Below are 13,044 nucleotides of genomic sequence, written 5' to 3'. Positions count from 1 at the left end.
GCGTTGACTTTTGGCACGCTGTTGAGTTCTCAAGGAACGGACGCTTCCTTTGTGACCGTTTCACCGGTCTCTCCGGGCGCTTCCCTTCGTGTTCCTGCGTTTCCGACTCTATCAGATCCTCGCGGTCCTGATTTCCGCCGGTGCGTTTCGGCCTTTCGGCTTCTTCGCGTTTCCAACCCTACCAGATCCGTTTTCCGTTCCGTTTCCGGTCCGAATTACATTTCAGATCCCCGTTGGAGGGGGTTTGTTCTCCGCCTTTCGGCGTGTCCACCACTTTAGCGGATTCCCCCGGCGACTCATAATCGAGCCGATCGAAGCCAAATTTCGGCACAGCCGAATAAGGCCCCGCTATGGGGAGGTCCTCGTAGTAGTGGTTGTGCCGCTCTGCGGTCCGCGCACACAGCGCTGTCCGTCTCAAGCGGCTCGGGCCACGTTAGGCGGCCCGGGGCTCAGAGTCAAGCGGCGGTTGTGCGGCGGCGACGTGGGGTGTGCGCGCGGTACGGACTGACCGTCGGGTCGCCGTCGATCCAGTAGCGCCAGGGGTGGACGCCGCCCTCCCCGCTGACGCCCGTACGAGGACCGTTGCGGATCAGTGCCGCGTGGGCCGGAGCCCCCGTCAGAACCGTCAGCGGCCCCCGCGGACCGGCGCAGATGTCGGTGCCGTTGAGAGTGCGGTCGATGTCCAGGGCGGTGGCGAGGCGGGCGGGGCCCTTCGCCAGCTCCCTGTCGTCGCGTGCCTTGGGGCGGCGTTCGTAGGTCAGCTCCGCTCCCGTCGTCACCTCGCCGGCGCGCAGCAGGACCCCGCTCGCGATGTCCTGCGGGCCGCACACCAGGTTGAGGCTGAACCACATGCCGTAGATGAAGTAGACGTACGCGTGTCCGGGCGGACCGAACATCGAGGCGTTGCGCGCGGTACGGCCCCGGTAGGCGTGCGACCCGGGGTCGGCCTGGCCCGCGTACGCCTCGACCTCTGTAAGGCGCACCTCGATCGGACCGTCCGGCGTCATGCGTACGAGGGTGCGGCCCAGGAGGTCGGGGGCCACCTCAAGCACGGGGCGATCGAAGAAGTCTCGGGTGAGCGGGGTCCGCTCGGCAGCGTCAACCATGCGGATCAAGGCTACTGGAACGGGCGAACAGCCGACTGGCCGAGCGGGCCGGGGGTTGCCAGGGTGTGGCCCCGCGGAACCGGCGGGCGCGCTTTCGCGTTCGTAGGGACCAAACGGATCACAGGACGCTGTGCGGACCACGCTGGTGGCCGCCGGGGAGGAACGACACATGGGCTTCAAGAAGCTGCTGGCGAGCTTGGGCGCCGGAGGGGCCTCGGTCGAGACGGTGCTGTTCGAGGAGAACGTCGTGCCCGGCGGGGTCGCTCAGGGCGAGGTCCGTATCCAGGGCGGCTCGGTCGCGCAGCGGATCGAGGGGCTGTCCGTCGGGCTCCAGGCACGCGTCGAGGTGGAGAGCGGCGACAGCGAGTACAAGCGGGACGTCGAGTTCACCCGGGTGCGGCTGGGCGGCGCGTTCGAGGTGCGGGCCCAGGCCGTGCACTCGGTGCCGTTCGGGCTGGAGATCCCGTGGGAGACGCCCGTCACCATGTTCCTGGGGCGCCATCTGACCGGGATGAACGTGGGCGTCAGCACCGAGCTCCAGATCGCCCGTGCGGTGGATTCGAGCGACCTCGATCCGGTGAATGTGCATCCGCTGCCGGCGCAGCAGGCGATCCTCGACGGCTTCGGCAGCCTCGGGTTCGGTTTCCGGAGCGCGGACCTGGAGCAGGGGCATATCCGGGGGACGCGGCAGGCGCTGCCGTTCTACCAGGAGATCGAGTTCCACGCGCCGCCGCAGTACCGGGGGATCAACCAGGTCGAGCTGACGTTCATCGCGGACGACCACGCGATGGACGTCGTGCTGGAGATGGACAAGAAGCCGGGCCTCTTCTCGGAGGGCAGCGACTCCTACCGCTCGTTCACCGTCGAGCACGCGACGTTCCAGGAGACCGACTGGGCCGAGTACCTCAACCGGTGGCTGGCCGAGGTCGGCGGGCGGCGCAACTGGTTCTGACGACGCCGGGCGGTCGAGGGGGCGTGCCGCTCGTATCCGTACGGGCGGCGCGCCCCCTCGGCGTTGCCGGGCGTCGTCAGGAGTCCGCGGCCAGCAGCACGGTCATCGGTGAGCCGCCGCCGGCCCAGTGGTCCACCGACTCGGCGAAGATGTCCGCCGCGGTGCCGGCGGCCTCGGGTGCGGCGGTGCGGAAGGCGTCCCAGCCTTCGACGAGCACGAGGTAGCCGCGGGTCTCGCCCCACCAGGAGAGGTCGGTGAGGCAGTCGGCGAGCGCGTCCCAGTTGTGGCCGAACCAGTCGGGCAGTTCCAGGTCGGTGGCGCAGCGGGTGAGGAAGGAGTCCTTGTCCGCGGCGCCGTGGAGGTTCAGTACGGCGGGCCGCCAGCCGGCGTCGGCGGCGTGCCGCGCGGTGCGGGGGACGGAGACCGGCGGGTGCCAGTGGTAGACGCCGGGCGCGACGGAGCCGTTGAGCAGGCCCGGGATGCCGGCGGCGGGCAGCAGTCCGGTCATGGGCGCACCACCGCTTCGAAGGTCTTGTAGTGGTCGCCGGTGTAGTAGCGCTCTTCGTGATCGCCGGTGATGATGCGCTGGGCGCCGCGGGTGCGGGCGCCCGGGGTGGGGACGGTGTACTCGTGGTAGTAACCGCGCTTCTGCTTCGGCAGCCGCTTCTCGTAGTTGCCGAAGACGGTGCCGTCCTTCGAGTACGGGAACGGGCCGCCCTTGTCGATGAGTTGGAGGGTCTTGCGGGCCTCCTCGGGGAGCCGGCCCGTGCGGACGGCCTTCATTCCCTTGGCCCAGTCCGGGGCCGTGGCGGAGGTGGCGCCCGGCTTGGACGAGGCGGCCGGGTGGTGGGCCGAGGACGACCGGGACGACGAGGAATCCGTCTGCTTGTCCGACGAGCAGGCGGGCAGCAGAAGCAGGAGCAGCGCGGCCAGAGCGGCGGTCAGTGCGCGGACGTGGTGGTGAAAGAGGCGTTGGAGCACCTCCGTATGGTGCCAGCAGCGCTTCGGGCGCCGTCGCTAGGCTGACGCTTTCAGCGATTCGCACGTACAGCGCGTATAGGAGGTCTTGACGTGTCCGAGCAGCAGCGACGGCCGTTGCCCCACGCTTTCCATCCGCCGGTGGCGTCGTTCACGGTGGCGAGCGACGACGTGAAGCCGGGTGCGGCGCTCCCGGACGGCCAGGTGCTCGACCGGGGGAACACCTCGCCGCACCTTCGCTGGGAGGGGTTCGCGGCGGGTACGAAGAGCTTCGCCGTCACGTGTTTCGACCCGGACGCGCCGACCGGCAGCGGCTTCTGGCACTGGTCGGTCTTCGACATTCCGGCGTCGGTGACGGAGTTGCCGGCGGGGGCCGGGTCGGGTGGTTCGAAGGGGCTTCCCGAGGGTGCGGTGCATGTGCGCAATGACTCCGGGACGCGGGACTTCAGCGGTGCCGCGCCGCCGCCCGGGGACGGGCCGCACCGCTATGTGTTCACGGTGTACGCCGTGGACCAGGAGAAGCTCGGTCCGGACGCGGACGTGTCGCCGGCCGTGGTGGGCTTCAATCTGCGGTTCCACGCTCTGGGCCGGGCCGAGCTGATCGCCGAGTACGAGGTTCCGGCGGCCGGCTGAGGTCCGTACGCGCGGCGGCGGACGGCCTCGCCGCGCGCCCGGAAAACCCGTTGCGCCCCGGCGTCCGGCATCGCACAGTGGTACGTGGCCGGCGGCTGAAGGTGTCTTCAGGTCTCCACTGTCGTCGGACAGCGGGTACCGCAGTGGCGGGGGTGGTGGGGCGCGTCCTCGGGCGCGTCGGCCGTCTGCCGGACTGCGGCTCTGTGCCGGATGTCCGCGCCCGCTGTCGAACGCTCCGGGCCCCTGGTTTCACGGGGGAAGGGTCCCGGAGCGTTTTTCTTCGCCACTTCTCGTCTGCCTGTCGTACGCCTTCCGGTATGCGGATATTGCGTTGTCCGCGTGGTCCGTCGCCCGGCACAGTGGTGCCGTTCCCGCCACTGTGGCGGGGACCGGCCGGGAGGTGGGCGGGATGCGCGAGACGCTGGTGCTCAACGCGAGTTTCGAGCCGCTGGCGACGGTGTCGCTGCGGCGCGCGGTGGTGCTCGTGCTCCAGGACAAGGCGGTCGTCGAGCAGGCGCACCCCGGGCTGCGGGTGCGGGCGGCGGCGGTTGAGGTGCCGGTGCCGTCGGTGATCAGGCTCAGCCGGTACGTACGGGTGCCGTTTCGAAGACGGGCGCCGTGGTCGCGGCGGGGGGTGCTGGTGCGTGACCGGCACCGGTGCGCGTACTGCGGGCGGCGGGCGACGACCGTGGACCACGTGCTGCCGCGTTCGCACGGCGGTGGTGACACCTGGCTCAATACGGTCGCGGCGTGCGCGGAGGACAACCACCGCAAGTCGGACCGGACTCCGGAGCAGGCGGGGATGCGGCTGCTGAGCCGGCCGTTCGAGCCGACGCCGTCGGACGCGCTGCTGCTCGCGCTCGGCGTCCAGGAGCGGTCGGCGCTGCCGGAGTGGCTGCCGGTGCCCGCGTAACGCGACGTCCGGCCGCCGCTGCCGAGGGGCAGGACGACCGGACGGTGTGCGTGCGCGGGGTCGTACGGTCAGTCGAGCGGGGGCTGTTCGCGGCGCGGCTTGGCGAGGCCCGAGGGCGCGTCGCCGCCCGAATTGCCGCCGAAGAGGCCCATGTTGCCGACGGCGCCGCTGAGTCCCTTGAGCGCGTCGCCGATCTCGCTGGGGACGATCCAGAGCTTGTTGGCGTCGCCTTCGGCGATCTTCGGGAGCATCTGGAGGTACTGGTAGGAGAGCAGCTTCTGGTCCGGGTCTCCGGCGTGGATGGACTCGAAGACCGTACGGATCGCCTGGGCCTCGCCCTCGGCGCGCAGGGCCGCGGCCTTGGCCTCACCTTCGGCGCGCAGGATCGCGGACTGCTTCTCGCCCTCCGCGGTGAGGATCGCGGACTGCCGGGTGCCTTCGGCCTGGAGGATCGCGGCGCGCTTGTCCCGGTCGGCGCGCATCTGCTTCTCCATCGAGTCCTGGATGGAGGTCGGCGGCTCGATGGCCTTGAGCTCGACGCGGTTGACGCGGATGCCCCACTTGCCGGTGGCCTCGTCGAGGACGCCGCGCAGGGCCGCGTTGATCTCCTCGCGGGAGGTGAGGGTCCGCTCCAGGTCCATGCCGCCGATGATGTTGCGGAGGGTGGTAACGGTGAGCTGCTCGATCGCCTGGATGAAGCTGGAGACCTCGTAGGTCGCGGCCCGCGCGTCGGTCACCTGGTAGTAGATGACGGTGTCGATGTTGACGACCAGGTTGTCCTGGGTGATCACCGGCTGCGGCGGGAACGGCACGACCTGCTCGCGGAGGTCGATGCGGTTGCGGATCGAGTCGATGAACGGGACGACGATGTTCAGCCCGGCGTTGAGCGTGCGGGTGTACCGGCCGAACCGCTCGACGATGGCGGCACTGGCCTGTGGGATGACCTGCACCGTCTTCATCAGGGCAATGAAGACGAGCACCACCAGAATGATCAGGACGATGATGATCGGTTGCAACGTGCTCCCCGCGCCTTCGGTTACAGATCCGGTTGTCTGAAGATCGATTTTGTCAGAACTCGCCCCTGCCGTGCAGGGGTTGGGGTCACATCACCACGGCGGTGGCGCCGTCGATCTCGACGACGTCCACCTGCTGCCCCACCTCGAAACTCTGGTCGGTGTCGAGGGAGCGCGCCGACCAGATCTCGCCGGCGAGCTTGATGCGGCCGTTGCCGCTGTCGACCCGTTCGAGGACGACAGCCTGACGGCCTTTGAGCGCCTCGACCCCGCTCGCCAGCTCCGGCCGCTGTGCGCGGTGCCGGGCGGCGATGGGGCGTACGACGGCGATCAGGGCGACCGAGACGACGGCGAACACCACGAACTGCAGCACCGTGCCGCCGCCGAGCGCCGAGGTCACCGCCGCGGCCACGGCGCCGACCGCGAGCATCCCGAATTCGGGCATCGCGGTCACGACCAGAGGAATCCCCAGCCCCGCCGCGGCTACGAGCCACCACACCCATGAGTCCACGCGTTCATCGTAGGCGCGTGGGCCCGGTCGGGACAGACCGGCTGTGGGCGGCGGGGGTGGCAGATCAGGACATCGGCAACCCTTGAGCGGTCCAGCGGTCCCCGTTGCGGGAGACGACCAGCGGGAGGCCGAAGCAGTGGGAGAGGTTGCGGGAGGTGAGTTCGAGTTCGACGGGGCCCGCGGCGAGCACCTTGCCCTGACGGATCATGAGGACGTGGGTGAAGCCGGGAGCGATCTCCTCGACGTGGTGCGTCACCATGATCATGGAGGGGGCGAGCGGGTCGCGGGCGAGCCGGCCGAGGCGGCGTACGAGGTCCTCGCGGCCACCGAGGTCGAGACCGGCGGCGGGCTCGTCGAGCAGCAGCAGTTCGGGGTCGGTCATCATCGCGCGGGCGATGAGGGTGCGCTTGCGCTCGCCCTCGGAGAGGGTGCCGAACTTCCGCTCGGTGTACTCGGTCATGCCGAGCACGTCGAGGAAGGCGCGGGCGCGCTGCTCGTCGACATCCTCGTAGTGCTCCTGCCAGCCCGCGGTCATGCCGTAGGCGGCGGTGAGCACCGTCTGCAGCACGGTCTGGCCGCGCGGCAGCTTGTCGGCGAGGGCGATGCCCGCCATACCGATGCGCGGACGCAGGTCGAAGACGTCGACCTTGCCGAGCTGCTCGCCGAGGATCGTCGTGGTGCCGCTGCTCGGGAAGAGGTAGCTGGAGGCGACATTGAGGAGGGTGGTCTTGCCGGCTCCATTGGGGCCGAGGATCACCCAGCGCTCCCCCTCCTTGACCGACCAGGAGACCTGGTCCACCAGAGCCCGGCCCTCGCGGACCACTGATACGTCCACCAGCTCCAGCACATCGCTCATGAGCGCGTTGTCTCCCATTGCAGTCTCGATCGTCGCGGGCGCCGGTAGGCGCAGCCCCCGTATAAAACCTACGCCACCGGCTGTCAGTGCCAGTCCTTAGGCTGGGGGCCATGCTCGATGAACCTCGCTCAGGACGGCTCGCCGCGTGGGGAAACACCCTCATTGCCGGACTTGTCTCTCCCGATGACGCCGCGCATCACATCACGGGGGACGATGCCGCGCACCGCGTCGCCGCCCTGCCCGGTGAGTCCGGGCCGGTCGGGCTCACCCTCGCGCTCGGGCGGCTGCGCGCGCTGGGAGCGACCGGGCTGCGCGTCGCGCTGCCGGTGCCCGGCCATCCGCTGGGGCTCAGCGGGCCCCCGGGGTTCAACGCGCGGGCGCTGGAGGCCGAGGAGGCGGTGCTGGTCGCGGGCGCGGGGCTCGGGCTCGTACCGCGGGTGAACGAGGCCGGGCCGGCGGTGCCCGTGCCGGCCGAGGACCGGCATGTGGAGGTGGTCTGGGACTGCCTGGCCGTCCGGGAGGCGCCGCCCGCCGATGTGCCCTCGCTCGGGGAGGCGGAGCGGGAGCTGGCCGAGGCGCTGCGGGAGGCGACCGAGGTGCTCTCCCGGCTGGATGTGGCGGGGTCCGGGCCGGTGGCGCAGGCGGCCCTGGAGGCGTACCGGGCGCGGGCGGAGCGCGGCCGGGAGGTGCTGGCGCCGGGATATCCGGCTCGCGCGGCGCGAGTGCTGGAGCTCTCCCAGCGGGTGGGGGCGCTGATCGCCATCGCGCAGGGGGCGGGCGGTGACGGCCGGGAGCACGGCGGGGCGGTGAGCGCGTCGGAGATGGCGGCGCGGGCGGAGGCGCTGCGGCCGGTGGAGCGTACGGCCCGGAGGGCCCAGGTCGCCGCGTACAACGCGTTCGTCGAGGAGCGGGAGCGGGACCGGCGCTGAGAGCGGGCGCGGGGATGCCCCGCCGGGCCGCACGGCGGTCCTGGGGCACGGGAAGGCCCCGCGGACCGGTGAGCGGTCCGCGGGGCCTTTCGGGGCGCCGTGGATCAGTGGTTGACGCAGGTGTTGCCGAAGGACGGGTTGAGCAGCCCGATGACGTTGATCGAGTTGCCGCAGAGGTTGACCGGAACGTGCACCGGCACCTGGAGCAGGTTGCCGGACAGCACGCCGGGGGAACCGACGGCGGCACCGTGAGCGGCGGCGCCGCCCCCGTTGTCGTTGGCGAACGCGGCACCGGCAGCGGCACCCGCGGCGAGACCGGCGGTGGCGAGAACCAGGGCCGCCTTCTTGGCAGTGTTCATGAAGAGAGTTCCTCCTGCTGGATGTTCGACGACCCCAGCCGCGGGATCGCAAGCTGGCAAACGCGCCCGTCGCGTGGATGACACGGGTCACGTGCGGGTTGCCCTCGTTCGGATCAACGTCCGGCAGCGCGAACGGGTCCGGCCCCCCGGAAGCTCTCCGGGGGGCCGGTGGTGTGCGGCTGGGCCGCGGTGCCTCCGCTAGCGGTTCAGGCAGGTGTTGCCGAAGACCGGGTTGAGCACCCCGATCACGTTGACCGAGTTGCCGCAGGCGTTCACGGGGACGTGCACCGGCACCTGGACGGCGTTGCCGGACGCGACTCCCGGGGAGTTCTTGACGACACCACCGGCGTGCGCACCGCCGTGGGCGGAGGCGACGCCCGCGCCGGCGACGGCCAGGCCGCCGGCGGCGATCGTGATGGCGGCGAGCTTCTTCATGTTCTTCACTTCTCAGATCCTCCTCGCGTGGCCGCGGCCAATCGCCGCGGCACGCCATGGAGAACTGGGCAGGGCCATTCGGGTTGCGCGACCGGGCCGACATTCACACGACCGTATGAAGTTGCCCCGGTGCGCCACCTGCGGGGCCGAGCCGTGCGTGGGCCGTGTCGGAGGGCTGCCAGGGGCCTTCAGGCGTCGGCAGGGCTGCCAGGGGCTCAGCCGGGGCTCAGGCCCCGATGCCGTGCCGCACCGCCCACAGCGCGGCCTGGGTGCGGTCCGCGAGGTCGAGCTTCATGAGGATGTTGGAGACATGGGTCTTGACGGTCTTCTCCGAGAGGACGAGGGCCCGGGCGATCTCCCGGTTGGACCGGCCGTCGGCGATCAGGGCCAGCACCTCCCGCTCCCGCTCGGTCAGGGTCGTGCCGCGCCCGTGCCCGCCGCCCCCCTCGTCCTGCGACAGCAGCGCCCCGGCGACCTCGGGCTGGAGCAGCACATGCCCGGCGTGTACGGACCTGATGGCGCCGGCCAGCGCCTCCGGGTCGATGTCCTTGTAGACGTAGCCCGCGGCGCCCGCGCGCAGCGCGGGGACCACGGTGCGCTTCTCGGTGAAGCTGGTGACGATCAGGACCCGGGCCGGGTTGTCGAGGCCGCGGAGCTTGCGGAGCGCCTCGATGCCGTCGGTGCCGGGCATCTTCACGTCCATCAGGACGACGTCGGGCCGCAGCTCCTCGGTGCGGGCGACGCCCTCGTCGCCGTCGGCGGCCTCCCCGACCACCTCGATGTCGTCCTGGACCTCAAGGAAGGTGCGCAGCCCGCGGCGGACGACCTGGTGGTCGTCGACCAGCAGCACCCGGATCGCCCGCCCGTCGCCCGCGGCCGCCTTGGGACCGTCCGTGTGCTCAGCCACCGGGCACCTCCATCTCGATCGCGGTGCCCTTTCCGGGCTCCGACTTCACGGTCATCCTGCCGCCGACCCCGCTCGCCCGGTCCCGCATCGACACCAGCCCGAGGTGGCGGCCGGCCCGCCGGACCGCGGACGGGTCGAAGCCGCGGCCGTCGTCGCAGACCCGCAGCAGCGCGCCCTGGCCGCGGCGGACGAGCGTGACGTCGACCCGCTCGGCCCCGGAGTGCCGCAGCGCGTTGTGCAGGGCTTCCTGCGCGACGCGCAGCAGCGCTTCCTCCTGGGCGGCCGGCAGGGCCCGTACGCCGTGGGAGTCGAAGGTGACGCCGGCGGTGTGGGCCCGGTCGAGCACCTGGATCTGGGTGCGCAGGGTCGCGATGAGGCCGTCCTCGTCGAGGGCCGCGGGGCGGAGCTCCACGACGGCGGCGCGCAGCTCGTCGGCGGCCTCGGCGGCCAGCGCGGCGACCTGCTGGAGCTCGCCCTTGGCGCGGGCCGGGTCGCGGTCGACGAGGGCGGTGGCGGCCTGGGCGGTCAGGCGCAGCGAGAAGAGTTTCTGGGCGACGGCGTCGTGGAGTTCGTGGGCGAGGCGGGCCCGCTCCCCCGCGATGGTCAGCTCGCGGCTGCGCTCGTAGAGGCGGGCGTTGGTCAGCGCTATGGCGGCGTGCTGGGCGAGCATCCGCAGGAGCTCCTCGTCCTGCGCGGTGAAGCCGCAGCCGCCCGCCGGTCTGGGGCACCTCTTGTTGGCGAGGAAGAGCGCGCCGAGCACCTCGTCGCCGTCGGCCACCGGCATGCCGATGAAGTCGGACATGTCGGGGTGCGCGGCGGGCCAGCCGCCGAAGCGGGGGTCCTCGCGCACGTCGGCGAGGCGCTCGGGGGTGGCCTTGTGGAGCATAGCGGCGAGAATGCCGTGCTGGCGCGGCAGCGGGCCGATGGCCTTCCACTCCTCGTCGCTGACGCCGTCGACGACGAACTGGGCGAAGCCGCCGTGGTCGTCGGGGACGCCGAGCGCCGCGTACTCGGCGTCGAGCAGTTCGCGGGCGGACACCACGATCGTCTTGAGGACGTCGTGGACCTCCAGATGTCTGCTCATGGCCAGCAGCGCGGTGCTCACCGCGGCCAGGCCCGTGGGCGGGCCCTGGCCGTTTCCGTTGCTCATGCCGGTCACCGTACCGGCGGCCGGGCGCGGGCGTATCGGGCCTGCGGAGGCGTGCTCCCTACCCCTCATGACCTAGGTCGAAGTGCCTTCGCGCGGCGGGTCCGGCAGCCGGGGCGGGCGGTGCCCGGCCGTTCTTCCGGTGGCGCCACGACCGGCGGCACGCTTCTCGACGCGGGCGGCCGGCTGATCGTGGCTCGTGGCGAGAGGCACGAGAGGCATGAGGGGTACGAGGGGTCCGAGGGGTCCGAGGGGTACGCGCGGTGCCGGCGGGGGACGGGCCGCCGGTGGGAGCGCATGAACCGGAGGCGTCGCATCTGCCGATACCGGCGGAACCGGCAGTTCGGGAATTGCTTTGCAGTAGCTATGCGGCGACTTTCGAACAAGACTGCCCATGCCGTGAGTTCGGAGTTATTCACCTGATCCCGCCCCATTGATGATCAGCCTTTCGGGGATCAGACTCGGGGTCATGCCTACACCGACGAGGAATTGGACCCCGACGCACGGCGACCCCTACCGGACGGTGCCCTACCGGCCGGCCCGGATGTCCGCCGCCGAGTCGCTCGCCCGCGCCGCCGAGCTGCGGGAGCGGATGGACGGGCGGCGGACCGTACGGCAGTTCTCGACCGACGCGGTGCCGGAGCAGGTGGTGAGGGACGCCATCGCCTGCGCGGCCACCGCGCCGTCCGGCGCGCATCAGCAGCCCTGGACCTTCGTCCTGGTCAAGGACGCCGAGGTGCGGCGGCGCATCCGGCGGGCCGCGGAGGAGGAGGAACACGTCTCCTATGAGGGGCGGCTCGGCGAGGAGTGGCTGGCGGCGCTGCGGCCGCTGGGCACGGACGAGGTGAAACCGCACCTCACGGACGCTCCGGCGCTGATAGTCGTGTTCCAGCAGCGGTACTGGCTGGGACCGGACGGCACCAAGCGCAAGCACTATTACGTGGACGAGTCGGTCGGCATCGCGGTGGGGATGCTGCTCTCGGCGCTGCATCTGTCGGGGCTGGCCGCGCTGGTGCACACGCCGAGCCCGATGCGCTTCCTGGGCGAGGTGCTGGGCCGCCCGGTGAACGAGAAGGCGTTCGCGGTGCTCCCCGTCGGCTACCCGGCGGCGGACTGCGAGGTGCCGGACCTGGTCCGCAAGTCCTTGGATCAGGTGATGATCGAGATCTGAGGGCCATACCGCCACACTCCGCGGTTATCCGCTCACACCGGGCGAGACGAGGGGCCGCCCGGTGTGAGCCCGCGCATAGGGCGCAGATCACTTACGAGCCGGGGTAGTGGACGCATAACGGGGTTGCAAACGGGTATGCGGGGCGTTCGCGCTGCCCCGAACACCCCCGTGTTCCACGAAGCCGGGTAGTACGTCACACCTTTGCCACAGCTTTTTGCGGCCGCTAACAATTGCCGAGTCGCAGGGCGCCGTCGATCGAGAAGCGGCGTTCCCCGCGCCGATCCGGCCACTGCGACTCAAGCGATTGGAAGAGGTCACCTCCGCATGCCCGTCCCCACCATTCCTGGCTACAGCCGTCTCTCCAAGGTCCACAAGTTCTCCGTCGCCGGCATCGCAGCCGCCGGTGTCGCCGCCGTGACCTTCGCGGCTGTGCCCGGTTCGGCCGAGGCCAACGGCGACACGCAGTCGATCGCGGTCAAGCCGGTCGCCCACGACTCCGCCACGTTCGGCACCAAGATCCAGCAGGACGCGCTGACCAAGCAGTCCGACACCGCCTCCGCGCAGGCCAAGACCGAGGCTCGGGCGAAGGCCGCCGACGCCAAGAAGAAGGCCCAGGCCGCCGTGGAGAAGGCCACCGCCGACGCCAAGGCGAAGGCCGGCAAGGAGCGCTCCGGCAAGGAGGCCGCGAACCGCTCGGAGAAGCGCGCCGCCGCCCCCGCCCCCAAGCCCGCCGCGCCCAGCTACGGCGACAACCTCGACGGCTGGATCCGGCAGTCGCTCGACATCCTGCACGCCCAGGGCATCCCCGGCAGCTACGACGGCATCAAGCGCAACATCATGCGCGAGTCGACGGGTAACCCGCAGGCCATCAACGACTACGACTCGAACGCCATCGCGGGCATCCCGTCCAAGGGGCTGCTGCAGGTCATCGACCCGACCTTCAAGCAGTACCACGTCGACGGCACGTCCTGGGACATCTACGACCCGGTCGCCAACATCACCGCCGCCTGCAAGTACGCGGCAGCCAACTACGGCTCGATGGACAACGTGAACTCGGCCTACTGAGCCGGGCCCGGCAGCGAGCCGCCGCCACACGCCGAAGGGCGGCCGCACCCCGTGATGGGTGCGGCCGCC

General features: G+C 71.1%; 16 protein-coding genes. 6 read left to right on the top strand and 10 right to left on the bottom strand.

The window, feature by feature from the left end:
• Nucleotides 1-455 precede the first annotated feature (455 nt).
• Nucleotides 456-1,106 carry a DNA-3-methyladenine glycosylase gene (locus AC07AB_RS17530; RefSeq protein ID WP_478567103.1) on the bottom strand — a complete coding sequence of 217 codons (651 nt, stop codon included), beginning with the start codon at nucleotides 1,104-1,106 and terminating at the stop codon, nucleotides 456-458.
• A 169-nt stretch (nucleotides 1,107-1,275) separates the two neighbouring features.
• Here AC07AB_RS17530 and AC07AB_RS17525 point away from each other — a divergent pair, with 169 nt between their 5' ends.
• Nucleotides 1,276-2,058, top strand: coding sequence for a sporulation protein (locus AC07AB_RS17525; RefSeq protein WP_478567100.1), 783 nt, complete (start codon nucleotides 1,276-1,278; stop codon nucleotides 2,056-2,058).
• Nucleotides 2,059-2,134: 76 nt separating this feature from the next.
• On the opposite strand, the gene AC07AB_RS17520 is transcribed toward AC07AB_RS17525, so the two are convergent.
• The gene (locus AC07AB_RS17520; protein ID WP_478567097.1) at nucleotides 2,135-2,566 is read right to left on the bottom strand and encodes a barstar family protein; all 432 of its coding nucleotides are present in this window, start codon (nucleotides 2,564-2,566) and stop codon (nucleotides 2,135-2,137) included.
• A complete protein-coding gene (locus tag AC07AB_RS17515) occupies nucleotides 2,563-3,039 on the bottom strand; it encodes a guanyl-specific ribonuclease (protein ID WP_478567094.1) in 477 nt (158 codons plus the stop codon). The genes AC07AB_RS17520 and AC07AB_RS17515 overlap by 4 nt, the downstream gene beginning before the upstream one ends.
• 90 nt (nucleotides 3,040-3,129) lie before the next feature.
• On the opposite strand from AC07AB_RS17515, the gene AC07AB_RS17510 reads away from it, so the two are divergent.
• Both AC07AB_RS17510 and AC07AB_RS17505 read left to right on the top strand, forming a co-directional pair.
• Nucleotides 3,130-3,669 (top strand): YbhB/YbcL family Raf kinase inhibitor-like protein, encoded by a 540-nt coding sequence (locus AC07AB_RS17510; RefSeq protein WP_478567092.1) that lies wholly within the window; start codon nucleotides 3,130-3,132, stop codon nucleotides 3,667-3,669.
• Nucleotides 3,670-4,078: 409 nt separating this feature from the next.
• Nucleotides 4,079-4,582 carry an HNH endonuclease gene (locus tag AC07AB_RS17505; protein WP_478567089.1) on the top strand — a complete coding sequence of 168 codons (504 nt, stop codon included), beginning with the start codon at nucleotides 4,079-4,081 and terminating at the stop codon, nucleotides 4,580-4,582.
• 68 nt (nucleotides 4,583-4,650) lie between these two features.
• On the opposite strand, the gene AC07AB_RS17500 is transcribed toward AC07AB_RS17505, so the two are convergent.
• The 3 genes from AC07AB_RS17500 to AC07AB_RS17490 all read right to left on the bottom strand — a co-directional run bounded on the left by AC07AB_RS17500 (nucleotide 4,651) and on the right by AC07AB_RS17490 (nucleotide 6,962).
• Entirely contained in the window at nucleotides 4,651-5,598 is a 948-nt protein-coding gene (locus AC07AB_RS17500; protein WP_478567086.1) for an SPFH domain-containing protein, read from the bottom strand.
• Between the two features lie 85 nt (nucleotides 5,599-5,683).
• On the bottom strand, nucleotides 5,684-6,106 hold the full coding sequence (locus AC07AB_RS17495) for an NfeD family protein (RefSeq protein WP_478567083.1): 423 nt from the start codon (nucleotides 6,104-6,106) through the stop codon (nucleotides 5,684-5,686).
• 64 nt (nucleotides 6,107-6,170) lie between these two features.
• Entirely contained in the window at nucleotides 6,171-6,962 is a 792-nt protein-coding gene (locus AC07AB_RS17490) for an ABC transporter ATP-binding protein (RefSeq protein WP_478567134.1), read from the bottom strand.
• A gap of 110 nt (nucleotides 6,963-7,072) precedes the next feature.
• Here AC07AB_RS17490 and AC07AB_RS17485 point away from each other — a divergent pair, with 110 nt between their 5' ends.
• Complete coding sequence (locus AC07AB_RS17485; protein WP_478567080.1) at nucleotides 7,073-7,891, top strand: hypothetical protein; 819 nt, start codon at nucleotides 7,073-7,075, stop codon at nucleotides 7,889-7,891.
• 104 nt (nucleotides 7,892-7,995) lie between these two features.
• On the opposite strand, the gene AC07AB_RS17480 is transcribed toward AC07AB_RS17485, so the two are convergent.
• The 4 genes from AC07AB_RS17480 to AC07AB_RS17465 form a co-directional block, all read right to left on the bottom strand.
• Nucleotides 7,996-8,250 (bottom strand): chaplin, encoded by a 255-nt coding sequence (locus AC07AB_RS17480; protein WP_478567077.1) that lies wholly within the window; start codon nucleotides 8,248-8,250, stop codon nucleotides 7,996-7,998.
• Nucleotides 8,251-8,448: 198 nt separating this feature from the next.
• On the bottom strand, nucleotides 8,449-8,694 hold the full coding sequence (locus tag AC07AB_RS17475) for a chaplin (protein ID WP_363133386.1): 246 nt from the start codon (nucleotides 8,692-8,694) through the stop codon (nucleotides 8,449-8,451).
• 217 nt (nucleotides 8,695-8,911) lie between these two features.
• Nucleotides 8,912-9,592, bottom strand: coding sequence for a response regulator (locus tag AC07AB_RS17470; RefSeq protein WP_478567074.1), 681 nt, complete (start codon nucleotides 9,590-9,592; stop codon nucleotides 8,912-8,914).
• Entirely contained in the window at nucleotides 9,585-10,742 is a 1,158-nt protein-coding gene (locus tag AC07AB_RS17465; RefSeq protein ID WP_478567071.1) for a GAF domain-containing sensor histidine kinase, read from the bottom strand. Before AC07AB_RS17465 ends, AC07AB_RS17470 begins: the two co-directional genes overlap by 8 nt.
• 466 nt (nucleotides 10,743-11,208) lie before the next feature.
• Here AC07AB_RS17465 and AC07AB_RS17460 point away from each other — a divergent pair, with 466 nt between their 5' ends.
• Nucleotides 11,209-11,910, top strand: coding sequence for a nitroreductase family protein (locus tag AC07AB_RS17460; RefSeq protein WP_478567068.1), 702 nt, complete (start codon nucleotides 11,209-11,211; stop codon nucleotides 11,908-11,910).
• A 324-nt stretch (nucleotides 11,911-12,234) separates the two neighbouring features.
• Nucleotides 12,235-12,975, top strand: a complete 741-nt coding sequence (locus tag AC07AB_RS17455; RefSeq protein WP_478567065.1) for a transglycosylase SLT domain-containing protein — start codon at nucleotides 12,235-12,237, stop codon at nucleotides 12,973-12,975.
• Nucleotides 12,976-13,044 lie beyond the last annotated feature (69 nt).

The sequence above is a fragment of the Streptomyces sp. NPDC044033 genome, assembly GCF_056434425.1.
The sequence above is the reverse complement of the archived record's forward strand: the minus strand, read 5'-3'. Positions and strand labels throughout refer to the sequence as shown.